The 25697-nt window shown below is 66.0% G+C and carries 27 protein-coding genes and 1 pseudogene; 25 read left to right on the top strand and 3 right to left on the bottom strand.

What is annotated here, in order from left to right:
- Nucleotides 1–5: 5 nt before the first annotated feature.
- Nucleotides 6–404 (top strand): oxalurate catabolism protein HpxZ, encoded by a 399-nt coding sequence (gene hpxZ / locus AC1RP5_RS25980; RefSeq protein ID WP_493115592.1) that lies wholly within the window; start codon nucleotides 6–8, stop codon nucleotides 402–404.
- Here hpxZ and AC1RP5_RS25975 read toward each other — a convergent pair.
- Nucleotides 401–1126, bottom strand: coding sequence for a FadR/GntR family transcriptional regulator (locus tag AC1RP5_RS25975; protein ID WP_493115590.1), 726 nt, complete (start codon nucleotides 1124–1126; stop codon nucleotides 401–403). The genes hpxZ and AC1RP5_RS25975 overlap by 4 nt on opposite strands.
- Before the next feature lie 119 nt (nucleotides 1127–1245).
- Between AC1RP5_RS25975 and AC1RP5_RS25970 the strand changes: the two genes are divergently transcribed.
- The 6 genes from AC1RP5_RS25970 to AC1RP5_RS25945 all read left to right on the top strand — a co-directional run bounded on the left by AC1RP5_RS25970 (nucleotide 1246) and on the right by AC1RP5_RS25945 (nucleotide 7062).
- Nucleotides 1246–2265, top strand: a complete 1020-nt coding sequence (locus AC1RP5_RS25970) for a TRAP transporter substrate-binding protein (protein WP_493115588.1) — start codon at nucleotides 1246–1248, stop codon at nucleotides 2263–2265.
- A gap of 10 nt (nucleotides 2266–2275) precedes the next feature.
- Entirely contained in the window at nucleotides 2276–4150 is a 1875-nt protein-coding gene (locus AC1RP5_RS25965) for a TRAP transporter large permease (RefSeq protein WP_493115586.1), read from the top strand.
- 49 nt (nucleotides 4151–4199) lie between these two features.
- The gene (locus tag AC1RP5_RS25960) at nucleotides 4200–4523 is read left to right on the top strand and encodes a hypothetical protein (protein ID WP_493115584.1); all 324 of its coding nucleotides are present in this window, start codon (nucleotides 4200–4202) and stop codon (nucleotides 4521–4523) included.
- Nucleotides 4520–5506, top strand: coding sequence for an NAD(P)-dependent oxidoreductase (locus AC1RP5_RS25955; RefSeq protein ID WP_493115582.1), 987 nt, complete (start codon nucleotides 4520–4522; stop codon nucleotides 5504–5506). Before AC1RP5_RS25960 ends, AC1RP5_RS25955 begins: the two co-directional genes overlap by 4 nt.
- Nucleotides 5507–5562: 56 nt before the next feature.
- Entirely contained in the window at nucleotides 5563–5748 is a 186-nt protein-coding gene (locus AC1RP5_RS25950) for a hypothetical protein (RefSeq protein WP_493115580.1), read from the top strand.
- Between the two features lie 177 nt (nucleotides 5749–5925).
- Nucleotides 5926–7062, top strand: coding sequence for a sensor domain-containing diguanylate cyclase (locus tag AC1RP5_RS25945; protein ID WP_493115578.1), 1137 nt, complete (start codon nucleotides 5926–5928; stop codon nucleotides 7060–7062).
- A 54-nt stretch (nucleotides 7063–7116) separates the two neighbouring features.
- Here AC1RP5_RS25945 and AC1RP5_RS25940 read toward each other — a convergent pair whose 3' ends face one another.
- On the bottom strand, nucleotides 7117–8148 hold the full coding sequence (locus AC1RP5_RS25940) for a C-terminal binding protein (protein ID WP_493115577.1): 1032 nt from the start codon (nucleotides 8146–8148) through the stop codon (nucleotides 7117–7119).
- A gap of 71 nt (nucleotides 8149–8219) precedes the next feature.
- Between AC1RP5_RS25940 and AC1RP5_RS25935 the strand changes: the two genes are divergently transcribed.
- The 5 genes from AC1RP5_RS25935 (at nucleotide 8220) to AC1RP5_RS25915 (ending at nucleotide 14003) form a co-directional block, all read left to right on the top strand.
- The gene (locus AC1RP5_RS25935; protein WP_493115575.1) at nucleotides 8220–9752 is read left to right on the top strand and encodes an alkaline phosphatase family protein; all 1533 of its coding nucleotides are present in this window, start codon (nucleotides 8220–8222) and stop codon (nucleotides 9750–9752) included.
- Nucleotides 9753–9773: 21 nt separating this feature from the next.
- Nucleotides 9774–10478, top strand: a complete 705-nt coding sequence (gene pcaH / locus AC1RP5_RS25930; protein ID WP_493115573.1) for a protocatechuate 3,4-dioxygenase subunit beta — start codon at nucleotides 9774–9776, stop codon at nucleotides 10476–10478.
- The gene (gene pcaG / locus AC1RP5_RS25925) at nucleotides 10475–11038 is read left to right on the top strand and encodes a protocatechuate 3,4-dioxygenase subunit alpha (protein WP_493115571.1); all 564 of its coding nucleotides are present in this window, start codon (nucleotides 10475–10477) and stop codon (nucleotides 11036–11038) included. Before pcaH ends, pcaG begins: the two co-directional genes overlap by 4 nt.
- Before the next feature lie 5 nt (nucleotides 11039–11043).
- Complete coding sequence (pcaB, locus tag AC1RP5_RS25920; RefSeq protein WP_493115570.1) at nucleotides 11044–12345, top strand: 3-carboxy-cis,cis-muconate cycloisomerase; 1302 nt, start codon at nucleotides 11044–11046, stop codon at nucleotides 12343–12345.
- A gap of 74 nt (nucleotides 12346–12419) precedes the next feature.
- A complete protein-coding gene (locus AC1RP5_RS25915; RefSeq protein ID WP_493115568.1) occupies nucleotides 12420–14003 on the top strand; it encodes an ABC transporter substrate-binding protein in 1584 nt (527 codons plus the stop codon).
- Between the two features lie 97 nt (nucleotides 14004–14100).
- Here AC1RP5_RS25915 and greB read toward each other — a convergent pair whose 3' ends face one another.
- Nucleotides 14101–14652, bottom strand: coding sequence for a transcription elongation factor GreB (gene greB / locus AC1RP5_RS25910; RefSeq protein WP_493115566.1), 552 nt, complete (start codon nucleotides 14650–14652; stop codon nucleotides 14101–14103).
- 66 nt (nucleotides 14653–14718) lie between these two features.
- Here greB and AC1RP5_RS25905 point away from each other — a divergent pair, with 66 nt between their 5' ends.
- From AC1RP5_RS25905 to urtD, 13 genes and pseudogenes are all read left to right on the top strand, one after another.
- Nucleotides 14719–15513, top strand: a complete 795-nt coding sequence (locus AC1RP5_RS25905; RefSeq protein WP_493115564.1) for an urease accessory protein UreD — start codon at nucleotides 14719–14721, stop codon at nucleotides 15511–15513.
- A gap of 49 nt (nucleotides 15514–15562) precedes the next feature.
- Nucleotides 15563–15865, top strand: coding sequence for an urease subunit gamma (locus AC1RP5_RS25900; protein WP_216956016.1), 303 nt, complete (start codon nucleotides 15563–15565; stop codon nucleotides 15863–15865).
- A gap of 11 nt (nucleotides 15866–15876) precedes the next feature.
- Nucleotides 15877–16119: pseudogene (locus tag AC1RP5_RS25895) on the top strand (urease subunit beta); the annotation flags it as partial.
- Nucleotides 16120–16194: 75 nt separating this feature from the next.
- Complete coding sequence (ureC, locus tag AC1RP5_RS25890; RefSeq protein WP_493116299.1) at nucleotides 16195–17922, top strand: urease subunit alpha; 1728 nt, start codon at nucleotides 16195–16197, stop codon at nucleotides 17920–17922.
- A gap of 2 nt (nucleotides 17923–17924) precedes the next feature.
- On the top strand, nucleotides 17925–18413 hold the full coding sequence (locus tag AC1RP5_RS25885; protein ID WP_493115562.1) for an urease accessory protein UreE: 489 nt from the start codon (nucleotides 17925–17927) through the stop codon (nucleotides 18411–18413).
- Nucleotides 18406–19089 (top strand): urease accessory protein UreF, encoded by a 684-nt coding sequence (locus AC1RP5_RS25880; protein ID WP_493115560.1) that lies wholly within the window; start codon nucleotides 18406–18408, stop codon nucleotides 19087–19089. The genes AC1RP5_RS25885 and AC1RP5_RS25880 overlap by 8 nt, the downstream gene beginning before the upstream one ends.
- A gap of 8 nt (nucleotides 19090–19097) precedes the next feature.
- On the top strand, nucleotides 19098–19514 hold the full coding sequence (locus tag AC1RP5_RS25875) for a DUF3995 domain-containing protein (protein WP_493115559.1): 417 nt from the start codon (nucleotides 19098–19100) through the stop codon (nucleotides 19512–19514).
- The gene (gene ureG / locus AC1RP5_RS25870) at nucleotides 19511–20134 is read left to right on the top strand and encodes an urease accessory protein UreG (protein ID WP_493115557.1); all 624 of its coding nucleotides are present in this window, start codon (nucleotides 19511–19513) and stop codon (nucleotides 20132–20134) included. The genes AC1RP5_RS25875 and ureG overlap by 4 nt, the downstream gene beginning before the upstream one ends.
- Nucleotides 20135–20155: 21 nt before the next feature.
- Nucleotides 20156–20728, top strand: coding sequence for a HupE/UreJ family protein (locus AC1RP5_RS25865; protein WP_493115555.1), 573 nt, complete (start codon nucleotides 20156–20158; stop codon nucleotides 20726–20728).
- Nucleotides 20729–20867: 139 nt separating this feature from the next.
- Nucleotides 20868–22124, top strand: coding sequence for an urea ABC transporter substrate-binding protein (gene urtA, locus AC1RP5_RS25860; RefSeq protein ID WP_493116297.1), 1257 nt, complete (start codon nucleotides 20868–20870; stop codon nucleotides 22122–22124).
- 75 nt (nucleotides 22125–22199) lie between these two features.
- Entirely contained in the window at nucleotides 22200–23813 is a 1614-nt protein-coding gene (gene urtB, locus AC1RP5_RS25855; protein WP_493115553.1) for an urea ABC transporter permease subunit UrtB, read from the top strand.
- Nucleotides 23810–24928 carry an urea ABC transporter permease subunit UrtC gene (gene urtC / locus AC1RP5_RS25850; RefSeq protein ID WP_493115551.1) on the top strand — a complete coding sequence of 373 codons (1119 nt, stop codon included), beginning with the start codon at nucleotides 23810–23812 and terminating at the stop codon, nucleotides 24926–24928. The genes urtB and urtC overlap by 4 nt, the downstream gene beginning before the upstream one ends.
- A complete protein-coding gene (gene urtD / locus AC1RP5_RS25845) occupies nucleotides 24925–25695 on the top strand; it encodes an urea ABC transporter ATP-binding protein UrtD (RefSeq protein ID WP_493115550.1) in 771 nt (256 codons plus the stop codon). The genes urtC and urtD overlap by 4 nt, the downstream gene beginning before the upstream one ends.
- Nucleotides 25696–25697: the final 2 nt, after the last annotated feature.

Genomic DNA, 25697 nt, shown 5'->3' with positions numbered 1-25697 from the left:
CCGACATGGAGATCAACATTCCGGAGGTGGTCGCCGAGGTGACCGCCGCCTTTAATCGCTACGAGGCGGCCCTCAATAGCAACGACGTCGAGGTGCTGGACGAGCTTTTCTGGAAGAGCCCGCACACGTTGCGCTACGGCGTCGGCGAGCAGCTTTACGGCTACGATCAGATCGCGGCCTTCCGCTCGGGCCGCAATCCGCAGTTCGTGCAGAATCGCGACCTGCTGAAGCTGTGGGTCGTGACCTACGGCCGCGACTTCGGGACCGCGAACTGCGAGTTCCTGCGCCACGGTGCGGCCAAGCCCGGCCGGCAGAGCCATACCTGGATGCGCACACCCGACGGCTGGCGCATCGTTGCCGCGCACGTCTCCCTGCTGGGCGAAGCGACGCCGATGAAGAGCTAGCGCTTCCCGCGCGGTGCTTCCGCGCGAATGCGCTCGATGTCGTCGGAGGCGTTGCCCAGCAGCACGTGCGTCGCCTTGCGCGCCCGCTCCGGATCGCGCGCGACGACGGCTTCCATCACTTCGCGATGTTCATCGAAGGCACGGGGACGGTGGTCGCCCAGTGCGGCCAGGCGGAAGCTTTCGCGCAGCGTGATCTCGAAGAGCTGGGCGATCGGCCAGAAGAACTCGTTGCGGCTGGCGATGTAGAGCCGCTTGTGGAACGCGATGTCGGCGACGACGAAGGCATCGTTGTCTCGCGCGGCGACCATCGCCTCCCAGGCTGCGCGCAGGCCGGCGCGATCGGCGTCGGTGGCCGCGGTCGCGGCCAGCGCCGCGGCGGTCGGCTCCATGGCGTTGCGGAGCTGGAACACCTTGGCGAGGTAGGTGTCGAGATCGGTGTGGTCGAGCTGCCAGCGCAGCACGTCGACGTCGAGCTGGTTCCACTCCTCGCGTGGGCGCACCCGCGTGCCGCTCTTGGCGCGCGACGTCACCAGCCCCTTGCCGGTCAGCATGCGGATGGCCTCGCGCACGACCGTGCGGCTGACGTCGAGCGTCTCGCACAGCTTCATCTCCGACGGCAGCGGCTCGCCGGGCGCGACGTCGCCGCGGACGATCAGCGCGCCGATCCGGTCGGCGACCTGGCTGTGGACGTTGCGCGCAATGGCAGCGCTGTTTCCGAACATTTTGCTCCCTGTCTGGGCGATCCCTGCTTGTCGTCGAAAGTCATTGCGGCGCTTTCGAATCTAGTCATACATTATGACCAGATTGAACAGGGCGCCAGACCCTATCCGGAGGAGACCCAATGCTGAACCGCTCGATCGGTCGTCGTTCGCTCGTGTTTTCCGCGGCTGCCACCCTCGCTGCGCCGGCCCTGATCGGGCGGGCGCACGCCGCGACGATGAAGCTGAAGCTCTCGTCGTCGCTTGCCAACGATCCGAAGTACGCGAATGGGCGCGTCTACTACGACAACCTCTTGAAGCACGTGAAAGGCAACGGGCTCGGCGAGCAGGTCGAGATCGCGTTCTTTCCCGACAACCAGCTCGGCCAGGAGATCGACGTCATCAACTCGGTGAAGCTCGGCGTCATCGACATGATGGTCTCGGGCTCCTCGATCTCGGCGAACCTCGTGCCGCTCGTGGGCACCTTCGACCTCGGCTACCTCTTCTCGAGCTTCCCGCAGCAGACCAAGGCGTTCGATGCCGGCGCGGCCAAGCCGATCGAGGATGCGCTGCTGAAGGGCGCGAACATCCGCATCATCGGCTGGGCCTACAACTTCGGCTCGCGCAGCGTGCTGGCGCGCAAGGCCGCCAGGACACCCGAGGACCTGATGGGCCTGAAAATCCGCACGCTGCCCAATCCTGTCATCACCGAATGCCTGCGCCTCATGGGCGCGGCGGCGACACCGCTGGCGTTCGGCGAAATCTACACCGCGCTGCAGGCCGGTGTGCTCGACGGGCTGGAGCACGATCCGCCGACCATCCTGTCGAGCAAGTTCTACGAGACGGCGAAGTTCTACTCGCTGACTCAGCACAACTTCTCGCCGCTTGCCGCCTACTTCAGCGACGCCACCTTCAAGCGGATGGACCCCAAGGTGCGCGAGGGCTTCCTCGATGCGGCGAAGAAGGCCGCCGTCGACACGCGCGCGCATGGCCTCATGGTCGAGAAGGAAGCGCTGACCGTGCTGGGCGAGAAGGGCGTCACCATCGTCGAATGCGACAAGGAGGCGTTCCGCAAGCGCGTCCTGCCGCAGACCGAAAACTTCGTGAAGGCGCGACCGGAAGCCAAGCCGGTCGTCGACATGATCAAGTCGACGTCGGTCTGAAGACCGGCCCATGTCGACTGCCCTCGATCATGCCGGCGTCGCCTCCGCAGCGACGCCGACGGCGGGACCGCGTCCTCTGCTGCTGGCCAGCGATGCCATCGCCGCGATCCTGCTGGCGGCCGACCTGGCGGTCGTCGTCGTCTCCGTCATCCTGCGTTCGGTCTTCCATTCGCCGGTCGAATGGGCCGACGACGTGGCGCGCGGCCTAATGGTGGGCTCGAGCTTCTTCGGCGCCGCGAGCGCCATCGCGCGCAGCGAGAATCCCGGCGTGTCGTTCTTCGCCGACATGCTGCCGGCGCAAGTGCGTCGTGCCGTCGACTCCACGGGCGCGCTGCTGGTGCTGGTCGTGTCGGCCTACGTCGCCTGGAACGCGATCGCGCTGGGCTGGCTGACGACGGGCCAGACGACCGGATCGGGCCTGCCGCTCGAATGGACCTTCTATCCGATGGGCTTTGGCGCGCTGTTCATGACGGCCTTCGCGCTCGATATCTTCCGGCGCCGGGCGGTGGCCGACATCGTCGTGTCGATCCTCGTGCTGGCCTTGGTCGCCGGGCTGCATTTCGCCTGGACCGAGCTGTCGCCGAACACCGTTCCGTCCTCGATGACGTTCATGTTGGTCGGCTTCTTCTTCGTGCTGGTCGGCGGCTTGCCGATCGGCTTTGCGCTGGCGCTGGCGGCGCTCATCTTCATCTGGGCCGAGGGCACGCTGCCCGGCGTGATCTTCGCGCAGCAGATGGCTCGCGGCATCGACAACTTCGTCCTGCTGGCCATCCCGTTCTTCATCCTGGTCGGCTACCTGATGGAGGCGAACGGCATGTCCGTCCGCCTGATCGCGCTGCTGCAAAAGATGGTCGGACGGCTGCGCGGCGGGCTGAACGTCGTGATGGTCATGTCGATGGTGCTGTTCTCCGGCATCTCGGGCTCGAAGATGGCCGACGTTGCCGCCGTCGGATCGGTGCTGATCCCGGCGGCGCGGCGCTCCAAGCAGAATCCCGGCAGCGCGGTGGCGCTGCTGGCCGCTTCGGCGGTGATGGCCGAGACGATTCCACCCTGCATCAACCTCATCATCCTGGGATTCGTCGCCAACCTCTCGATCGGCGGCCTGTTCGTGGCGGGCCTGCTGCCGGCCGGTCTGATGGCGCTGGCGCTGATCGCCGTCTCGATCATCTTCGGCAAGCGGCCGACCGGAGCGGTGGACCTGGGCCCCGCGATGTCCTCGCGCAGCCTGTGGGGCGGCGGCATCGTCTCGCTCGGCCTGATCGCCATGATCTTCTTCGGCTTCAAGAGCGGCTTTGCGACGGCGACCGAGATCTCGGCCTTCGCCGTCGTCTATGCGCTGGTGGTGGGGGCGGCGGTCTTCCGCGAACTGGGGCCTCGCGCGGCGGCGCAGAGTTTCATCCATGCGGCGACCCGGTCGGGGCTCGTGCTGTTCATCGTCTCGGCGGCGCAGTCGCTGGCCTTCGTGCTCACCCTGCAACAGGTGCCGCATGCGCTGGGCGACCTGCTGATCGGCCTGTCGGGCTCGCACGGGACGTGGCTGTTCATGCTGCTGTCGATCGCCATCCTGATCGTGATGGGCTCGGTGCTGGAAGGCGCGGCGGCACTGATCATCTTCGGGCCGCTGCTGATGCCGGTGGCGGTGAAGCTCGGAATCGATCCGCTGCATTTCGGCGTCGTGCTGGTGTTCGGCATGGGCCTCGGCCTGTTCGCGCCGCCTCTCGGACTTGGCCTCTACGGCGCCTGCCTGATCGGCAAGGTGCCGATCGAGGAGACGGTGAAGCCGATCATGGGGTATCTCGGGTTGCTGTTCCTGTGCCTGCTGGTCATTGCCTTCGTGCCGTCGATCAGCACCTGGCTGCCGCACGTCTTCGGCTACGGACACTAGGGAAGCGCTCGCCGTCGTCGTAAGCTCGACGGCGACTGAGGAGGCATCCATGGCCAAGCCGTTCCAAGTTTCGCTCGCGCCCGAGAAGCTCTGGCAGGCGATCAATCCGCTCAGCTTCTACCAGCCGGGCGCGCAGTTCGGCTTCTTCAACATCAACCTCGGGCAAACGTCGCGACCGGAGGTCGAGCAGGAAATCCTTGAGCGGGTCGGAAGCTACGGCAAGCAACTCGGCCGCATCGGCGACGCGCTGGAAGTCCTGCTGAAACACGTCAAGCTGGACGGTCTCACCGATGGTGAGCGCGATACGCTGCAGATCCTGATGGGACAGCTCGCCGAGGTCCGGAAGGTCAAGAAAGGCACTGCGAACGCATGACCATGAAGAAGCTGCTGCTGACCCACGTACCGCTCGCGCGGCGCCAGTATTACGGCGCCCGTGCGCTTGCCCGCCTGCAGGAACTGGTCGAGGTCGTCCTGCACGAGGGTGATGCGCCGCTCGATGCCCAGGGCGTGATCGGCATGGCACGCGGCGTGGACTTCATCGTCGCTGACCGCGCGACCGCCGTGCCGGCGATCGTCTTTGAGAACCTGCCGGGCCTTCGGGTCGTGATGCGCAGCGCCATCGACATCCGCAATATCGACGTTGCGGCGGCGACCAAGGCGGGCGTGCTGGTGACGCATGCCGAAGCGGGCTTCGTGCCGTCGGTGGTCGAACTGACTCTTGGTTTCCTGGTCGATCTGTCGCGCGGCATCACGCGAGCGGCCACGTCCTATCACGAGGGCACGAAGCCCGAAATCAAGGTCGGGCGGCAGCTCGGCGGATCGACCGTCGGCATCATCGGTTACGGCCGCATCTCGCGCGCGCTGGCGCCTGTGCTGGCCCAGCTCGGCATGACCGTGCTGGTATCCGATCCCTATGCCCAGATCGACGACCGACGCTTCGTGAAGCTGCCGATGGAAGAGCTGCTGGCCCGGTCCGATTACGTGATCTGCCTCGCCATCGCCAACGAGGAGACCGAGAACCTGCTCGACGCGGCGGCCTTCGCACGCATGAAGCCCGATGCCTTCTTCATCAACATGTCGCGCGGCAACCTGATCGACGAGGTGGCGCTGGCGAAAGTCCTGGCGGAGGGCCGGATCGCCGGCGCGGCGATGGATGTCGGCCGCGCGCCCGACCAGATGCCGTCGCCCGAACTGGCGCGCCTGCCCAACGTCATCGCCACGCCGCATATCGGCGGCCTGACGCCGCCCGCCAGCGAGAGCCAGGCGATGGACACGGTCCGCCAGGTCGAGGCTCTGGTGAAGGACGAGGTGCCGCCCGGCGCCGCCAATCTCGCGGGCTGGACGCGCCGCATCTGAGGGGTGGGCCTGAGGGCAGGGTTGCAATGCCCACCAGAGGGGCGCATGTGCAGTGAATGCGCACGCCCAAGGATCTGATCGCCGTCCATGTGCCCACCGAGGATCTGGGCGATTACAATCTGACTCAGACCGGCTGGTACGCGCTGGACGACGGCGACCACGTCATCCTCGGGCCCTTCGAGAGCCTCGCCCAATGCGACAGGGCGATCCGCGACCGCCTGCAGCAGCAAAAATCACTTTGATTTTAAGTGGATAGGGCCGATCGGGGCACGATTCCCGAGGTATCTCTACATAACGCTTCTGTAATGCAATTTTCGTGATCCGATGTGAGACGCTGGCGTAAAATACGCTAGAGACCTGTCGCGCCCTCTTGGGAAATTGGGGCGCGCGGGGATGTCTTGGGGTACAGGGGTACGCTTATGAACATCGGTACTTATTCACTGCAGGAGACTCCGCAGGAGAAAACGGCTGCGCCGTCGCTCTGGTACGTCGGCGCCATGGAGCACCTGGTCGATGTCGTGCAGCGGCTGTCGCTGGCGCGCGACCTGCAGTCGATCATGGACATCGTCCGGCACGCCGCCCGGCAGTTGACTGGCGCCGACGGAGCGACCTTCGTCCTGCGCGACGACGACAAGTGCTTCTACGCGGAAGAAGACGCGATTGCCCCGCTGTGGAAGGGACTGCGCTTCCCGCTGGAGACCTGCATCAGCGGCTGGGCGATGATGAACAAGCAGAGTGCGGTTATCCCCGACATCTACGTCGATTCACGCATTCCGGCGGATGCCTACCGGCCGACCTTCGTGAAGAGTCTGGCGATGGTGCCGATCCGCACCATCGATCCGATCGGCGCCATCGGCAACTACTGGGCCCAGAACCACCATCCGACGCCCGAGCAGGTGAAGGTGCTGCAGAGCCTGGCCGACGTGACGGCCGTCGCGATGGAGAACGTGCAGGTCCTCAACAATCTCGAGACGCTGGTGGCGGAGCGCACGGCCGAACTGAAGGCCACGAACGACCGGCTGCAGGCCGAGGTCGAGCGCCGCCGGCGGGCCGAGGAAAGCGCCCATCGCCAGTCGATCACCGACGAGCTGACGGGCCTCCACAATCGCCGCGGCTTCTTCCACTTCGCGACCCAGCAGCTGAAGCAGGCTTGCCAGGCCAACCAGAGCAGCTGGCTGCTGTTCGCCGATGCCGACGGCCTCAAGACGGTCAACGACCGCGACGGTCACGAGGCCGGCGACCGGCTGTTGATCGCCGTGGCCAAGGCGCTGCGGCAGGCGTTCGGCGACGAGCATGTCGTCGGCCGCCTGGGCGGTGACGAATTCGCCGTCTACGCCTCCGGTCCCGACCGATCGTCCGCCGAGCTGCGGCAGCGCCTCGCCGAAGCGGTCGAGAACGTCAATCGCACCGACGGCATGAACATCTCGATCAGCGTCGGCATCACGCGATGCGAGCCCGACGGCGCGATTCCGTTCGAGGATCATCTGCGCCTCGCCGACAACGCGATGTATGTCGAGAAACAGGCGAAGCGCCCGAAGCGTCGCCTCGACGCCTGAACGCGGCGCAAGGAAACGCCGGGCGGTCGTCGCCCGGCGCTCAGCCGCTTCGGCTCAGTTGCCGGGGCCGCGTTCCATCGAGAAGGGCTGCCAGCGCTGCAGCTTGGACTTCTCCAGCACCATCGGATTGACGCAGGCGCGGGGCCACTTGCCGCCCAGGACCAGCGAGAGTTCCGCGCCGACGCGGCGCTTGCGCGCGAGGTCGAAGCGGCTCGAGGCCGAGGCGACGTGCGCGGTCAGGATCACGTTGTCCATGCCGAGCAGCGGATTGTTGTGGCCGACCGGCTCGGTCTCCAGCACGTCGAGGCCGGCGCCGGCGATCCAGCCTTCCTGCAGCGCCTTGATCATCGCCGGCTCGTCGACGGTGGAGCCGCGGCCGGTGTTCACGAACAGCGCCGTCTTCTTCATCTGACGGAAGTGCTGTTCCTTCATCAGGTGGTGCGCGTCCTTGGTGCCGGGCGCATGCATGCTCACGATATCGGAGCGCTGCAGCAACTCGTCGTAGCCGACCGGCTGCACGCCGTAGTCGGACATCACCAGCTCCTCGATGTAGGGATCGTAGGCCAGCATCTGGAAGCCGAACGGCGCGGCCCGCTTGGCGACGGCGCGGGCGACGTGGCCGAACGAGATGAAGCCCAGCGTCATGCCCATGAGGCGCGGGAACTGATAGAGGTGCGGCCGCGCCTTGGTCCACTCGCCCTTGCGCACCATCTGGTCCTGCACCACGAGGCGCCGCCAGCTCGCCAGGATGAGCGTCATGGCATGGTCGGCCACTTCCTCGATGAAGGTGTCCGGCACGTTGGTGACCGGGATGCCGAGCTGGGTGCAGACATCTACATCGACCGAATCGACACCGACGCTGCCCAGCGACACGACCTTCAGCTTCTTGCCGGCTTCGATCACCTTGGCGGTGATGCGCGGACGGCCCTTGCCGTAGATGGCGTCGGCATCGGCGACCGCCTTGATGAGCTCGGCCTCGTCGCCCGAAACTTCGACGATCTCCGCGCCGATGGCGCCGAGGGTTTCCATTTCCAGCGAATGGTCGGTCTTGCCCGGTCCGGTCGTCACGATCTTGAAACGCGCCACGTGTTGTCTCCTCCGTCAATTTGGCGGCACTCTAGCGCAATCCTGCGGCCGTCCAACCTCGGTGAATGAGCATGCCTGCGCCCAAGAATGTCCTGATGATCGTCGTCGACCAGTGGCGCGGCCTGATGTTGCCCAAGCTCGGGGCGGACTATCTCAAGTTGCCCAATCTCGACCGGCTGTGCGCGGAGGGCGTCACCTTCCGCAACCATTTCACCCAGGCTGTACCCTGCGGTCCGGCGCGCGCCAGCCTGCTGACCGGGCAATACCTGATGAATCATCGCGCGGTGCAGAACACCATTCCGCTGTCGTCGCGTTTCACCAACCTGGCGCACGAGCTGCGCCGCGGCGGCTACGATCCGGCGCTGGTGGGCTACACGACGACGACGCCCGATCCGCGCCAGACCGCGCCGAACGATCCGCGCTTCTTCGTGCTGGGCGACATCATGGAAGGCTTCCATTCGGTCGGCGCCTTCGAGAATCGCGACGCCTATTTCGGCTGGGTGGCCGGACAGGGATTCAAGCTGCCGAAGAACCGCGACGAGGTCTGGTTGCCCCAAGGCGAGCCGGGCGCGGGAGCGACCGGGCGACCGGCGGTGATCCCGAAGGAGCTGTCGGACACCGCCTGGTTCACCGAACGCGGGCTCACCTATCTGCGCGGCCGCGCCGGCAAGCCGTGGTTCCTGCACCTCGGCTACTACCGGCCGCATCCGCCGTTCATCGCGCCCGAGCCGTACAACTCGATGTACCGGCCCGAGGACATGCCCAAGCCGGTGCGCGCGGCGTCGGCGGCGGAGGAGGGCAGGCAGAACGCGCTGCTCGACTACTATGTGAAGAACGTGAAGCAGGCGAGTTTCTTCCAGGACGGACAGGATCTCGCCTCGGACATGACCGAGGAGCAGGTGGCGCAGATGCGCGCGACCTATTGCGGCCTGATGAGCGAGATCGACGATCACCTCGGCCGCGTGTTCGACTACCTGAAGGAAACCGGCCAGTGGGACGACACGCTGATCGTCTTCACCTGCGATCACGGCGAGCAGGGCGGCGACCATCATCTGCTCGGCAAGATCGGCTACTTCGACGAGTCTTATCGCATCCCGATGATCATCCGCGATCCGCGGGCCGAAGCGAACGGCACGCGCGGCGGCATCGTCGAGCGCTTCACCGAGACGATCGACACCATGCCGACCATCCTCGAATGGATGGGCCTGCCGGTGCCGCGCCAGTGCGATGGCCGCTCGCTGCTGCCGTTCTGCGAGGGCATCACGCCCGCCGACTGGCGCACCGAGGTGCATTACGAGTTCGACTTCCGCGACCTGCACTACACCAAGCCTGAATCGGCGCTGGGCGTGCCCATGGACAAGTGCTCGCTGGCCGTCGTGCAGGACGAGAAGTTCAAGTACGTGCACTTCGCGGCCCTGCCGCCGCTCCTGTTCGACCTCCGGAAGGATCCCGGCCAGTTCGTCAATTGCGCCGCCGATCCGGCCTATGCCGCGACGGTCGCGGAGTATGCCCGCAAGATGCTCGACTGGCGGCTGGGCTTCGCCGAACGCAGCCTGACCGGCTATCGCGCCACGCCCAACGGCCTGGAGGTGCGCGCGGCCTGAGCGGGCGCTAAGCTCGGTGACATGAAAGAGGAAACGTACCGCCGGCCTGTCGAAGGACGGGATCATCCGTCCAACCTTTCGCCTGCCTACAAGTCGACGGTGAGCCGCTCGCCGTCGAAGCCCGCGATCGTGTTGCCGCATACGCTGTCGGAAATCACCGGGCCGCTGCTGCGTGAGGAGCGGCTCGATTCGATGGAGAACGACCTTACGCGCCGTCGTATGGGCGAACCGCTCGGCGAACGCATCATTGTCCAGGGCCGCGTGCTCGACGAGGAGGGCCGGCCCGTTCCCGAGGCGCTGGTCGAGATCTGGCAGTGCAATGCCGCCGGCCGCTACCATCATCCCGGCGACCAGCACGACGCGCCGCTCGATCCGAATTTCTATGGCGGTGGCCGCGCCCGCGCCGATGCCGACGGCAATTACAAGTTCATCACCATCAAGCCCGGCGCCTATCCGTGGGGCAACCATCACAATGCCTGGCGGCCGGCACACATCCACTTCTCGCTGTTCGGCCCCGCCTTCGCGACGCGCCTGATCACGCAGATGTATTTCCCCAACGATCCATTGTTGGCCTTCGACCCGATCTACAACTCGGTGCCCCAAGGCGCGCGCGGGCGGCTGCAGGCGGCGTTTGACATGGAGGCGACCCAGCCACAATGGGCGCTGGCCTATCGTTTCGACATCGTGCTGCGCGGCCGCAATGCCACGCCGATGGAGAATGCATGAGTCGCGCCCTGACGCCGTCGCAGACGATCGGCCCGTTCTATTTCGGGACGCTGGCCAATGCCTGTCGCCATGATCTCGCGGTGCCCGGCGTTACCGGCGAGCGGATCGAGATCGCGCTCACCTTGCACGATGCCGCGGGCGCCATCGTGCCCGACGGCCTGCTCGAAATCTGGCAAGCCAACAGTCACGGCCGCTACAACCATCCCGAGGATCGCCGCAACCTGCCGCTCGATGCCGGTTTCGAAGGTTATGGCCGTGCTTCGACCGATCCGTCGGGCTGCGCGCGCTTCGGCACGGTGAAACCCGGTCGCGTGCCGTGGCCAGCCGGCGGCCTGCAGGCAGCGCACATCAACATCTCGGTATTCGCGCGCGGTGTCCTCAATCGACTCGCGACGCGCCTCTATTTCGACGGAGATGCGGCTCTGGCCGAGGATCCCGTGCTGAAGCTCGTCGAGCCGGCGCGACGCACTTCCTTGATCGCGACGCGCGACGGCGATGGCGTGTGGCGGTTGCCGATCCATCTCGGCGGTCCGAACGAAACCGTCTTCTTTGACTGCTGATCCCTATGACCGTTCGTCTCGTCTCTGCGCTGGGCTCCTCGGCGGCGACCGCCGACTGCTTCTCCGACACCGCCACCTTGCGCCATATGCTGCGTTTCGAAGCGGCACTTGCCGAAGCGACGGCAGCAGCCGGCCTGATCCCGAAGCGCGCCGCCTCGGTGATCGTCAAGGCCTGCGACGCTTCGCTCTACGATCCCGCACCGCTCGCTGCAGCGGCGCGCCGCACGGCGACGCTCACCGTGCCAGTCGTGAAGGCGCTGACCGAGCAGGTCCGCCAGCGCGATGCCAAGGCCGCCGACTATGTCCATTGGGGCGCCACCAGCCAGGACGTGATCGACACGGCGATGGTGCTGCAGCTCGGCGAGGCGCTGCCGCCGTTGCTCAAGACACTCGACGGCATCGTTGCGGCCTTCGCGCGTCAGGCAAAAAAGCACCGCGCGACGCCTATGCTGGGCCGCACCTTGCTGCAGCCGGCAACGCCCTTGGCGCTGGGCCAGAAGATCGCCGGATGGGCGTCCGACATCGACCGCGCCAAACGGCGGCTCGCGGCGAGCTTTTCGGAAACGCAGATCGTTCAGTTCGGCGGCGCCTCGGGCAGCCTGACGGCGCTCGGCCCCAAGGCCGAGCCGGTGATGAAGGTGCTGGCGAAGCGGCTGAAGCTCACCCTGCCGCCGGGCCCCTGGTTTACGCAGCGCGTCCGTGTCGCGGGCCTGGCGCAGGACTGCGCGCTGGTCGTCGGCGCGCTCGCCAAGGCCTCGCGCGACATCTCGTTGATGATGCAGATCGAGGTGGGCGAGGCCGCCGAGCCGTCGGGTCCGGGCCGCGGCGGCTCCTCGACCATGCCGCACAAGCGCAATCCGGTCGGCGCGGCGCTCGTCCTGTCGGCGGCAACGCGCGCGCCGATGCTGGCGGCGACCATCGTGGCCGGCATGCCGCAGGAGCATGAACGCGCGCTGGGTGGCTGGCAGGCCGAGTGGCCGACGCTGTCGGCGCTGGTCGAATGCCTGGGCTCGGCCGTCGAGGTGATGGCGGAAGTCGCCTCTGGCTTGACCGTCGATCCCGACGCGCTGCAGGCAAACATGGATGCCGCCGAAGCCGCCGTCCTCGCCGAGCGCGCGACGTTCCTGCTCGCCTCGAAGATGGGCAAGCGCGAGGCGCATGCGCTGGTCGAGAAGGCGCTGGCCAAGGGCGGTTCCTTTACCCAGGCGTTGGGTCGGCTCGAGAAGGAACTCGCCGACGAAGCGGCGCTCCTCGGCTACTCGCCGAAGTTCGTCGACCGGTTGCTAGTGGACCTCAAACGCAGGTGATCTCGGCGATCTGAGTCGACTCTGGCACGAGAGTCGCATGCCTCGGGCGGATACTTCCCCGTCAGGAGGCGACCATGAAGCTCTCGCGCCGCTCGCTGTTGGCTGGAACTGCAGCGCTTTCCCTGCCGCACGTGGCCTGGGCGCAGGAAAAGACCGTCCGCTACGGCATCCCGATGACCGATATTCCGCTCACGACGGGCCAGCCCGATCGCGGCGCCAACGCCTATCAGTACACCGGCCTCACGATCTACGATCCGCTGATCGCCTGGGAACTCGACGTGTCGGACCGGCCGGGCAAGATGATCCCGGGCCTCGCGACCGAATGGAAGGTTGGCGACGCCGACAAGACCTTGTGGACCTTCAAGCTGCGTGAGGGCGTGAAGTTTCACGACGGCTCGCCGTTCGATGCCGACGCCGTGATCTGGAACTTCGAGAAGATTTTTAACAAGGATGCCGCGCAGTTCGACCAGCGCCAGGCAGCCCAAGTACGCCCGCGCCTGCCCAGCATGGTCGGCTACAAGAAGACCGGTCCGATGGAGGTCGAGATCAAGACCAAGTCGGTCGATTCGCTCTTCCCCTATCAGCTCCTGTGGTTCCTGGTGTCTAGCCCGGCGCAGTGGGAGAAGACCGGCAAGGACTGGAACAAGTTCGCCTCCGCGCCCGCCGGGACCGGCCCGTTCAAGCTCGCCCGGCTGGTGCCGCGCGAGCGCGCCGAACTGGTGAAGAACGAGGACTACTGGAACCCCAAGCGCATGCCCAAGGTCGATCGCATCGTCCTGATCTGCGCGCCCGAGGATTCCGGTCGCAGCGCCGCATTGATCTCCGGTACCTTCGACATGATCGACGCGCCGGGTCCGGACATCATCGACCGGCTGAAGCAGAGCGGCGCGCGCATCAGCAGCAATATCACGCCGCACGTCTTCAACTATCACCCGTCACTGGTCGAGGGCTCGCCATGGATCGACATCCGGACACGCAAGGCGGCGAACCTGGCGATCGATCGCGACGCGATCGTGAAGCTGATGAACGGGCTGGTGCAGCCGGCTTACGGCGAGGTCGACCGGACCAGCCCGTGGTTCGGTAAGCCGACCTTCGAGATCAAGTACGCGCCCGATGCCGCGCGCAAGCTGATGACCGAGGCGGGTTACGGCAAGGCCAACCCGATGAAGGCCCGCATCTCGATCCAGGCCGGCGGCACCAACCAGATGGTCAACGAGGCCATCCAGGAGATGCTGAAGGAGAGTTTCATCGCCATCGACTTCAAGCCGGTCGAACTCGAAGCGTTGATGACCGGCTGGCGCAGCGGCGCCAGGGCCGAGATGAACAAGGACGTGACGGCGACCAACGTCACGCACGTCACGTCCGATCCCTTCTATGCCGTGAACCGCTTCTTCGCGTCGGATCAGGTGGCGCCGGTCGGCGTGAACTGGAGCACCTACAAGAATCCGGAGGTCGATAAGCTCGTTATCGAACTGCAGAACACTTTCGATCCCGCGAAGCAGGACGAACTGGCCGCGCAGATCCATGCCAAGGCCGTCGACGACGCCGCGATGATCTGGGTCTATCACGACCGGACACCGCGCGCGCTGTCGTCCCGGATCAAGTCCTACACGCAGGCGCAGAGCTGGTTCCAGGACCTGGCGCTGGTTGCGATGTAGTGCCTCTTGTCATCCTGAGCGCAGTGAAGGATCTCACGGTCGCTATGGAGGCCGTTGGTCGTTCCGTCAGGTCCTTCGCTGCGCTCAGGACGACAGATCAGACGTACTCGACCTTCAAAATCTCGAGCTCTTCCTCGCCGGCGGGCGTCATCATGCGCACGGCGTCGCCCTCATGCGCACGCATCACGGCGCGGGCGATGGGGGAGATCCAGCTCACATGGCCGCGGCCAGGATCGACCTCGTCGACGCCCACGATCTTGACCGTGCGCTCCTCGTCCTTCGAATTGACGTAAGTCACGGTGGCGCCGAAGAACACCTGGTCGGTCTTGGCGCGCTTGGCCGGATCGACGACCTCGGAGCGTTCGAGGCGCTTGCTGAGGAAGCGGATGCGGCGGTCGATCTCGCGCAGGCGCTTCTTGCCGTAGAGATAGTCGCCATTCTCCGAGCGGTCGCCGTTGGCCGCGGCCCACGACACGACCTGGACGACCTCAGGCCGCTCCTTGCGCATGAGCGACATCAGCTCTTCCCGCATGCGCTCGAAGCCCTGCGGGGTCATGTAGTTCTTCGCGCCGACCGGCAGTCCGCCCACATCGTCGGGCAGGTCGTCCTCGTCGCCGTCGTCGCTTTCCTTGGTGAAGGCCTTGCTCATTTCGGTCCTTAATCTATCAAGTCGGGGCCGATGACCACCAGCCCGTCCCCGAAACCACTCCCCCGCATGCAGCGCTCCTCCGGCGAAAGCCGCGTGGCGTTCGACCTGCGGGACGGAAAAACGCGTCTCGGCGACCTCTATCAACGCGATCCCTGCCGGGTTTTGTTCCCCAAGTCCGAGCCGGGCGAACCGCCGCAGGCCGTGATGATCACCACCTCGGGCGGGGTCACGGGCGGCGATGCGCTGAAGATGTCCGTCGAGATTGGGCCGGGCGCGGAAGCGGTGGCGACCACCCAGGCAGCGGAAAAGATCTATCGCGCCTCGCGTGGCAGCAATCCCTGCACCATCGACGTCGAGGTGCGCGTGGCCGAGGGCGCGACCCTCGACTGGCTGCCGCAGGAGACCATCGTCTTCGAAGGGGCGCGACTGAAGCGGCGCACGGTGGCGGAAGTGGTCGAGGGCGGCTCGCTGCTCGCCTGCGAAATGGTGGTGCTGGGCCGCGGCGCCTCGGGCGAGCGCTTCACCACGGGCCTGCTGCTTGATGCCTGGTCGGTGCGTCGCCCCGGCCGTCTCGTCTGGACCGACACGCTGAAGGTCGAGGGCGAGACGCCGGACGGCGCCGGATTCGGCGCGGCCAACGCGCTGGCGACGGTGATCGGCGTGTGGGATGCGCCGCAGCCTCACTTTGAGAAAGCCCGCACGTTGCTTGAAGCTGCAGACGAGGTGCGTGCCGGCGTCACCCTCGTGAACGGCATCATGGTCGCGCGCCTGCTGGGCGAGGCGACGGCGGTGCGCCATGCGACCATCCGGTTTCTCACCGAGTTCCGGGGCCGCCGGCTGCCGCGCGTTTGGCATGTTTGATGCAAACTCGGTCGCGCTATAGTCGGGGCCAACCGGCAAGGGGAAACGCATGAATCTGACGCCGCGCGAGAAAGACAAGCTTCTGGTGGCCATGGCAGCCGTGGTGGCTCGCCGCCGCCTGGAGCGCGGCGTGAAGCTCAACTATCCCGAAGCCGTGGCGCTGATCACCGATTTCGTCGTCGAGGGCGCGCGCGATGGCCGCTCGGTCGCCGACCTGATGCGCGACGGCGCGCATGTCATCTCGCGGGCGCAGGTGATGGACGGCATCGCCGACATGCTGGCCGAGATCCAGGTCGAGGCGACCTTTCCCGACGGCACCAAGCTCGTCACCGTCCACGCACCGATCCGCTGAGGAGACGCGCCATGATCCCGGGTGAAATCCTCCCCAGCGCCGGCGAACTCGAACTCAACAAGGGCCGCAACCCGATCACCATCGAGGTCGCGAACACCGGCGACCGGCCGATCCAGGTCGGCAGCCACTATCATTTCTTCGAGACCAACGACGCGCTGAAGTTCGATCGCAAGCGCGCCAAGGGTATGCGGCTCGACATCGCTGCCGGCACTGCCGTGCGCTTCGAACCCGGCCAGTCGCGCACCGTGCGGCTCACGCCCTATATGGGGGCTCGCGAGAGCCACGGTTTCCAGGGAAAGGTCGGTGGCAAGCTCGGCCCGATCGCCAAGGTGGGACCGTCCAACGAAGGCCCGACGCGCATCTCGCGCTCGGCCTATGTCCACATGTTCGGCCCGACCGTCGGCGACAAGGTGCGGTTGGCCGATACCGATCTCTTCGTCGAGGTCGAGAAGGACCACACGATCTACGGCGAAGAGGTCAAGTTCGGCGGCGGCAAGGTGATCCGCGACGGCATGGGCCAGAGCCAGAAGACGCGCGCGCAGGGCGCCGTCGACACGGTCATCACCAATGCGCTGATCGTCGATCATTGGGGCATCGTGAAGGCCGATATCGGCCTCAAGGACGGCGTGATCATCGCCATCGGCAAGGCCGGCAATCCGGACGTCCAGCCGGGCGTCGACATCATCATCGGACCCGGCACCGAGGCGATCGCGGCCGAGGGCAAGATCATCACCGCAGGCGGCATCGACTGCCACATCCACTTCATCTGCCCGCAGCAGATCGACGACGCGCTCTACAGCGGCGTCACGACCATGATGGGCGGCGGCACCGGCCCGGCGCACGGCACGCTCGCCACCACCGTGACTCCGGGCCCCTGGCACATGGGCCGCATGCTGCAGGCCGCCGAAGGCCTGCCGATGAATCTCGGCTTCTTCGGCAAGGGCAACACCAGCAAGCCCGCCGGCATCAAGGAGCAGATCGAGGCCGGCGCCTGCGGTCTCAAGCTGCACGAGGACTGGGGCACGACCCCGGCCGCCATCGACAACTGCCTCAGCGTTGCCGACCGCTACGACGTGCAGGTGGCGATCCACACCGACACCTTGAACGAATCGGGCTTCGTCGAGACGACGCGCGCCGCCTTCAAGGGCCGCACCATCGCGACCTTCCATACCGAAGGCGCGGGCGGCGGCCATGCGCCGGACATCATCCGCCTCGCCGGCGAGAAGAACGTCCTGCCGAGTTCGACCAATCCGACGATGCCCTACACGGTGAACACCGTGGACGAGCATCTCGACATGCTGATGGTCTGCCATCATCTCGATGCCGCCATCCCCGAGGACGTGGCCTTCGCCGAGAGCCGCATCCGCAAGGAGACCATCGCGGCGGAGGACATCCTCCACGATATCGGCGCCTTCTCGATGATGTCGTCCGACAGCCAGGCGATGGGCCGCGTCGGCGAGGTCGTGATCCGCACCTGGCAGACCGCCGACAAGATGAAGAAGCAGCGTGGCCGCCTGAAAGAGGAGAAGGGCGACAACGACAATTTCCGCGTGAAGCGCTACGTCGCCAAGTACACGATCAATCCCGCCATCACCCACGGCATCGCCAAGCATGTCGGCTCGGTCGAGGTCGGCAAGCGCGCCGATCTCGTCATGTGGTCGCCGGCCTTCTTCGGCGCCAAGCCCGACATGGTGCTGATCGGTGGCTCGATCATCGCCGCCCCGATGGGCGATCCCAACGCCTCGATCCCGACGCCGCAGCCGGTCCATTACCGGCCGATGTTCGGCGCCTTCGGTCGCGCACTGGTGACGAGCCCGGTCCTGTTCGTCTCGCAGGCCTCGATTACCAAGGGTGTCGCCAAGAAATGGGGCCTGACCCGTTCGCTGCTGCCGGTGAAGGGCACGCGCAAGATCGGCAAGAAGAACATGGTCCACAATTCGACCTGTCCGAAGATCGAGGTCGATCCCGAGACCTACGAGGTGCGGGCCGACGGCGAGCTGCTGACCTGCGAGCCGGCGACGTCGCTTCCCATGGCGCAGCGCTACTTCCTGTTCTAGCCATGAAGCGCGCCATCGAAGTCGTGCGCGCCGGCCGTTGGCCGGCGGCGGAACGCACGGATACCGTCACTCTCCTGTTCGACGATCGCTATCGCCGGCGCCTGCGCATGCTGGGCGATGGCGGGCTCGATTTCCTGCTCGACCTGATCGAGCCCGTGGTGCTGCACGAGGGCGATGGGCTCAAGCTGGAGGAGGGCGGCTTCGTCGAGGTGAAGGCGGCGGACGAGGATCTCGTCGAGGTGCGCGGCCGCGACGCCGCGTCGTTTGCGCGGCTGGCCTGGCATCTCGGCAACCGCCATCTACCGACCCAGATCGACGCCGACCGCATTCTGATCCGCGACGACCATGTCATCGTCGACATGCTGAAGGGGTTGGGCGCCGAGGTGCGCAAGGTACGCGTGCCGTTCGATCCCGAAGGCGGCGCCTACGGCCAGCACAATCACGACACGGGTCATCGGCATGGCGGGCTGCACGCGGAGCGTCATGGCTAGCGACCCGCTTTACCGGTTGCTGGCCTGGCTCTCGCCGGCCTATCCGATCGGTGCTTTCAGTTATAGTCACGGCGTCGAAACCGCCGTCGAAGAAGGGCTGGTGAAGGACCGCGTCATGCTGGTCGCCTGGCTCGACAGCGTGTTGAGACGCGGCACCGGCGCGGTCGATGGCGCATTGTTTGCGGCGGGCTGGCGGGCTGCCCACGAAGGAAACTGGCCGGCATTCGACGTTATTGCCGAACGTGCCGCCGCTTGGCGCGGCACCTCCGAAATGGCGCTGGAATCCCGCCAGCAGGGTGGTTCGTTCCTGTCGATCACGCGCACCGCCTGGCCGCACGCCGCTCTCGACGAAGTGCACCAGCGGCTGGGCGGTGAACTGGCCTTGCCGGTGGCCGTGGCGCTGGCTGCCGCGGTCCATGACATCGCGCTCGAACAAGCGCTGGCGGGCTATCTCCACGCCTTTGCTGCCAATCTCATCTCGGCCGCTCTGCGCGCCGTGCCGCTTGGCCAGACCGATGGCCAGATTGCCTTGGCCGCGCTCGAAGCTTCGGTTAACGATGCGGTGCAGGCCGCGATTACGGTCGACGCCCTGGACGATGTCGGTACGGCGACGCCGCTGCTCGACTGGTGCTCTCTTCGTCACGAAACGCAATACACACGGCTTTTTCGCTCATGACCGCCTTGATGGCTCTTCTCCTGACGATCGGTGTCGGCGCGATCGCCGTGATCCATGTGATGTGGGGCATGGGCAGCCACTGGCCGGAAGCCAGCGAGGAGGCCCTGGCGCTGAGCGTCGTGGGCGATGGCCGCCGGCGTATGCCGCCGCCCTGGCAGTGCTTCGCGGTGGCGCTCGTCCTGGCTGTGATGGCCCTGTGGCCCTGGTACGCGCTGGGCCGGATCGGCGATCATTTGGTGCTGGCCGGCACCTACTCGATCGCCGGCATCTTCATGGCGCGCGGCATCGCGGGCTTCAGCGCCCGCTGGAAGTCGCACTTCACCACCGAGCCGTTTGCCACGCGCAACCGGAAATACTATTCGCCTTACTGCCTCTTGCTGGGCGTGGGGTACATCGCCCTGGTGGCTGGAGAACTGGACAAATGAACGCTCGTGGTCCGCTGAGAGTAGGGGTCGGCGGCCCCGTCGGATCGGGCAAGACCGCCCTGGTCGAGCGCTTGTGCAAGCGCATGCGCGAGACCTACGACATCGCCGTCGTCACCAACGACATCTACACCAAGGAAGACGCCGAGTTCCTGACCCGCGCCGGCGCGCTGGAGCCCGAGCGCATCGTCGGAGTCGAGACCGGCGGCTGCCCGCACACGGCGATCCGCGAGGACGCCTCGATCAACCTCGCCGCGGTGTCCGACATCGTGCGCAAGTGGCCGGACCTCGAAGTCATCTTCGTCGAATCCGGCGGCGACAACCTGGCCGCGACCTTCTCGCCCGAGCTGGCCGACCTCACGATCTACGTGATCGACGTCTCGGCTGGCGAAAAGATTCCGCGCAAGGGCGGACCGGGCATCACGCGATCCGACCTGCTGGTGATCAACAAGATCGACCTCGCGCCGCTGGTCGGCGCCGATCTTGGCGTCATGGATCGCGACGCCCGAAGGATGCGCGGCCAACGGCCTTTCATTTTCTCCAATCTCAAGGAGAATAAGGGTCTGGAAGATATCGCGGCCTTCATCGTGCGGCAGGGCGGCCTGCCGGCGCGATTGAGCTGACAAGATAAAGAGGAGAACGCAATGAACCTTCGATCGATCCGCCTGGCGGCCCTGCTCGTGACGGTGGCAAGTCCCGTCCTGGCTCACTCGGGGCACGAGGCTTCGGGATTTGCCCATCCCTTCACCGGACTGGACCATCTGCTGGCGATGGTTGGTGTCGGCGTCTGGGCCTCGATGCTGGCGGTCAAGCGCCCCGCCGCCGCATATCTCGTGCCGGTTTCTTTCATCGCAATGATGCTTGTCGGGGCAGCTGCCGGATTCGCGGGCATTAAATTGCCTCTCACGGAGGCGGCAATCGTTGCCTCCGTCCTGATCCTAGGCGCCCTCATCATGGCTGCAGTGCGTCTCCCGTCTGTAGCCGCGATGGTCGTCGTCGGGTTTTTTGCAGTGTTCCACGGATATGCCCACGCTATCGAAGCGCCGACCAGCGGCACCAGCCTCTACATCTTGGGCTTCGTGGCGGCGACGGCTCTGTTGCATGCCGCCGGCCTGGGACTCGGCTGGGTTGCGCGCCGGTCGCTCGGCGACGTGGCGCTGCGCGCTCTGGGCGGCGCGGTGATGGCCGGCGGCGCGCTGGTCCTGATCGCCAACTAATCCTTTCCCCAAGGGCATCCGTTCGTTTGGCACGACTTTCGCTTCCCTTGATTTCCGGCGGGGAGATTCCGTCGGGAACAAGGAGAGCGGGATGAAGTTGGGAACACTCATGCGGACGGGCCTCGTCGCCGCCGGCCTGATGGCCAGCGCGGCGACCAGCGCGTTTGCGCAGGCGGGGGATACGATCAAGGTCGGCATCCTCCATTCACTGTCGGGCACGATGGCGATCAGCGAGACGACCCTGAAGGACGTCGTGCTGATGATGATCGAAGAGCAGAACAAGAAGGGCGGCCTCCTGGGCAAGAAGCTCGAGGCCGTGGTGGTCGATCCGGCGTCGAACTGGCCGCTGTTCGCCGAAAAGGCGCGCGAGCTGCTGCAGAAGGACAAGGTCGCCGTGGTGTTCGGCTGCTGGACCTCGGTCAGCCGCAAGTCGGTGCTGCCGGTGTTCGAGGAGCTGAACGGCATCCTGTTCTACCCGGTCCAGTACGAGGGCCAGGAGAGCCAGCGTAACGTGTTCTACACCGGCGCCGCGCCGAACCAGCAGGCGATCCCGGCCGTCGACTACCTGATGAGCAAGGACGGCGGCGACGTGAAGCGCTGGGTCCTGGCCGGTACCGACTACGTCTATCCGCGTACGACCAACAAGATCCTCGAAGCGTACCTCCTCCAGAAGGGCGTTCCGAAGGAAGACATCATGATCAACTACACGCCGTTCGGTCATTCCGACTGGCAGTCGATCGTGGCCGACATCAAGAAGTTCGGCTCGGCTGGCAAGAAGACCGCCGTCGTGTCGACCATCAACGGCGACGCCAACGTTCCGTTCTACAAGGAACTCGGCAACCAGGGCATCAAGGCCAAGGACATCCCGGTCGTGGCGTTCTCGGTCGGCGAAGAAGAGCTCGCCGGTATCGACACCAAGCCACTGGTCGGCCATCTGGCGGCCTGGAACTACTTCCAGTCGGTCAAGGACCCGACCAATGCCGAGTTCATCAAGACCTGGCAGGCCTTCACCAAGAACGCCAAGCGCGTGACCAACGACCCGATGGAAGCCTCCGTGATCGGCTTCAACATGTGGGTCGCCGCGGTCACGAAGGCCGGCACGACCGATCCCGACAAGGTGATCGACGCGATCATCGGCATCAAGGTCCCGAACCTGACGGGTGGTGTCTCCGAGATGCTGCCGAACCATCACATCACCAAGCCGGTGCTGATCGGCGAGATCGAGGGCAATGGCCAGTTCGACGTGGTGTGGAAGACCCCCGGCCTCGTCCCGGGCGCCGCGTGGTCGCCGATCCTCGACGACTCCAAGAACCTGAAGGCTGACTGGACGAAGCCCGTGAACTGCGGAAACTTCGACACCGTCGCCAACAAGTGCATCGGCAAGGCGGCCAAGTAGGTCACCGCGCAGGACTCACAGGACGGGGCGACTTTCGGGTCGCCCCGTTTCCATCTCCCGGGTAAGTCACAGCACATGCTTCGTCTTCGACCGCTTTCGGTCCTCCTCTCCGTGTTGGTGTCACTGACCCTGACCGGAATGGCTCTCGCGGCCGACCTCACGGCCCTCGTCGGCAATCTCACCTCCGGCGGTTTGAGCGAGCGCGAGGCGGCGATCACCGCGCTGGCGACCTCGGGCGAGGAGCGCGCCGCACCGATCCTCGAAGCCCTGGCTGCCGGCCAGCTCTACATCCGCAATTCCGACAAGCTCGCCGTCATCGGCACGACCGACGGCAACAAGCTGGCGCTCACCGAAGCGGTGTCTGGCAAGCCGGCCGGCAGCGCCGTCGAAGCCGACCTCGACCGCGTGCGGGTCAACAATCGCCTGCGCGGCACGATCGAAGCCGCGGTCGGTTCGCTCACCCTGATGAGCCCCAATGCCAGGATCCGGCTCAGCGCCGCCGACGCGCTCTTCAAGCGCCGCGACGCCACCGCCCTGGCGGCCCTCGACCAGGCGCTCGCCGCCGAGAAGGACGCCCGCATCAAGCGCGCGATGAGCGAGGCGCGCGCCGCCATCGTGCTCGCGGCGGCCGATACGCCGCCGGCGCAGAAGCTCGCCGCGATCGCCCTGCTCAAGGATCGTGGCGATCGCGATTCGCTCGGTATCCTGAACACCGCCGCGACTGCTTCCGACGGCGAGGTCAAGACGGCCGCCGCGGCTGCCGCTGGTTCTATCGAGCAGACGCTGGCCGCCTGGCAAATGGCGCAGAACGTCTGGTACGGCATTTCGCTCGGTTCCGTGCTGCTGCTGGCCGCCATCGGGCTGGCCATCACCTTCGGCACCATGGGCGTGATCAACATGGCGCATGGCGAGATGGTCATGCTGGGCGCCTACACGACCTTCGTGGTGCAGGAAGTCATCCGCACCTCGGCGCCGCACCTGTTCGACGTCTCGTTGCTGATCGCGCTGCCGCTCGCCTTCGTGGTCTCGGGCGCCATCGGCATCCTGATCGAGCGTACCATCATCCGCTTCCTCTACGGCCGCCCGCTCGACACGCTGCTCGCGACCTGGGGCCTGTCGCTCGTGCTGCAGCAGGCGGTGCGCTCGATCTTCGGCTCGTCCAACCGCGAAGTCGGCGCGCCGTCGTGGATGTCGGGCGCCTTCCAGCTCGGTCAGCTCAACATCACCTATGGTCGCCTCTGGATCGTGGTGTTCGCGCTGATCGTCTTCGCCTCGCTGATCCTGCTGCTGCGCAAGACGCCGCTCGGCCTCTACATGCGCGCCGTGACGCAGAACCGCCCGATGGCAGCGGCGGTCGGCATCCGCACGCCGCGGGTCGATGCGCTGACCTTCGGCCTCGGCTCGGGCATCGCCGGCCTTGCCGGCGTGGCGCTGAGCCAGATCGACAATGTCAGCCCCAACCTCGGCCAGGGCTACATCATCGACTCCTTCATGGTCGTGGTGTTCGGCGGCGTCGGAAACCTGTTCGGCACCCTGATCGGCGCGCTGACGCTCGGCGTCGTGAACAAGTTCCTCGAACCCTATGCAGGTGCGGTGCTGGGCAAGATCCTGGTGCTGGTGTTCATCATCATGTTCATCCAGCGCCGGCCGCGCGGGCTGTTCGCGCTTAAGGGTCGGTCCGTCGAATGATCACGCGTTTCCTCTGGCAGGGCATGACCCGCAACCTGCGCATCTTCGTCCTGCTGGTTCTGGCGGTCGGCATCCTCGTGCCGCTGTCGAACCTGCTCCTGCCGCCGGGCAGCCCCTTCCGCATGCCGTCCTGGGCGGTGCAGCTCGTCGGCAAGTATCTCTGCTACGCCTCGCTGGCGCTGGCGGTCGATCTCGTCTGGGGCTTCTGCGGCATCCTCACGCTGGGCCATGCCGCCTTCTTCGCGCTCGGCGGCTACTGCATGGGCATGTACCTGATGCGCCAGATCGGCACGCGCGGTGTCTACGGCAATCCGCTGCTGCCCGACTTCATGGTATTCCTGAACTACAAGGAGCTGCCCTGGTTCTGGCACGGCTTCGACAGCTTCTGGTTTGCCGCACCCATGATCGTGCTGGTGCCCAGCGTCCTGGCGCTGGCGCTCGGCTGGTTCGCTTTCCGCAGCCGCGTCACCGGCGTCTATCTCTCGATCATCACCCAGGCGATGACCTTCGCCCTGCTGCTTGCCTTCTTCCGCAACGACATGGGGCTGGGCGGCAACAACGGCATGACCGACTTCAAGGACATCCTCGGCTACTCGGTGCAGTCCGATACGACGCGCGCCGTGCTGTGCTTCGTCTCCGCACTGGCGCTGGCGATCTTCCTGGTGATCTCCGCCGCCATCGTGGGCTCGCGCTTCGGCAAGGCGCTGACCGCGGTGCGCGATGCCGAAAGCCGCATGCGGTTCCTCGGCTACCGGGTCGAGCGCTACAAGCTGTTCGTGTTCGTGCTGTCGGCGGCGATGGCCGGCATTGCCGGTGCGCTCTACGTGCCGCAGGTCGGCATCATCAATCCCAGCGAATTCTCGCCCGGCAACTCGATCGAGGCGGTGCTGTGGGTCGCGGTCGGCGGGCGCGGCACCTTGATCGGTCCGGTGATCGGCGCCTTCCTCGTGAACTTCGGCAAGACTTGGCTCACCGGCGCGCTGCCGGAGGTCTGGCTGTTCGCGCTGGGCGCCCTGTTCATCGTGGTGACGCTGTTGCTGCCCAAGGGCGTGGTCGGCCTGTGGAACCAGTTCAGGAGCCGGTCGCGCGAGCGGCAGGCGAGGGCAGCGGCATGAAGGCCCCCGGCATTACCCACGCGCGCAGCACCTCGGCGCTGCTTTATCTCAGCGGCGTCAGCGTCTCGTTCGACGGCTTCAAGGCGCTGAACAATCTCTCCCTGCTGATCGAGCCGGGCGAGATGCGCGCCATCATCGGGCCCAACGGCGCCGGCAAGACCACGATGATGGACGTCATCACCGGCAAGACACGCCCCGATTCGGGCGAAGTGGTGTTCGACGGCCGGGCCGACCTCACCAAGCTCGACGAAGCCAACATCGCCACGCTGGGCATCGGCCGCAAGTTCCAGAAGCCCACCGTGTTCGACAACCACACGGTGCGCGACAATCTCCTGCTGGCGCTGGCCGGCATGCGCAGCTGGTACCGGTTGCTGCTGGCGACGCCCAGCAAGGCCGAGAACGACCGCCTCGAGGAAATCCTGTCGATCATCCGCATGGGCCCGCAGCAGCACATGCTGGGCGCGCGGCTGAGCCACGGCCAGAAGCAATGGCTCGAAATCGGCATGCTGCTGGCGCAGAACCCGAAGCTGATGCTGGTTGACGAGCCGGTCGCCGGCATGACCGACATCGAGACCGAGACCACCGCGCAGGTGCTGCGCGAGGTCAACAAGTCCCATTCGGTCGTCGTCGTCGAGCACGACATGAGTTTCGTGCGCGCGCTTGGCGTCAAGGTGACGGTGCTGCACGAGGGTTCGACCCTGGCCGAGGGATCGCTCGACCAGGTCAGCGCCGATCCGCGTGTCGTCGAAGTGTATCTCGGGCGATGACG

This window comes from Reyranella sp. GW821-FHT12G01, assembly GCF_058806575.1.
The sequence above is the reverse complement of the archived record's forward strand: the minus strand, read 5'-3'. Positions and strand labels throughout refer to the sequence as shown.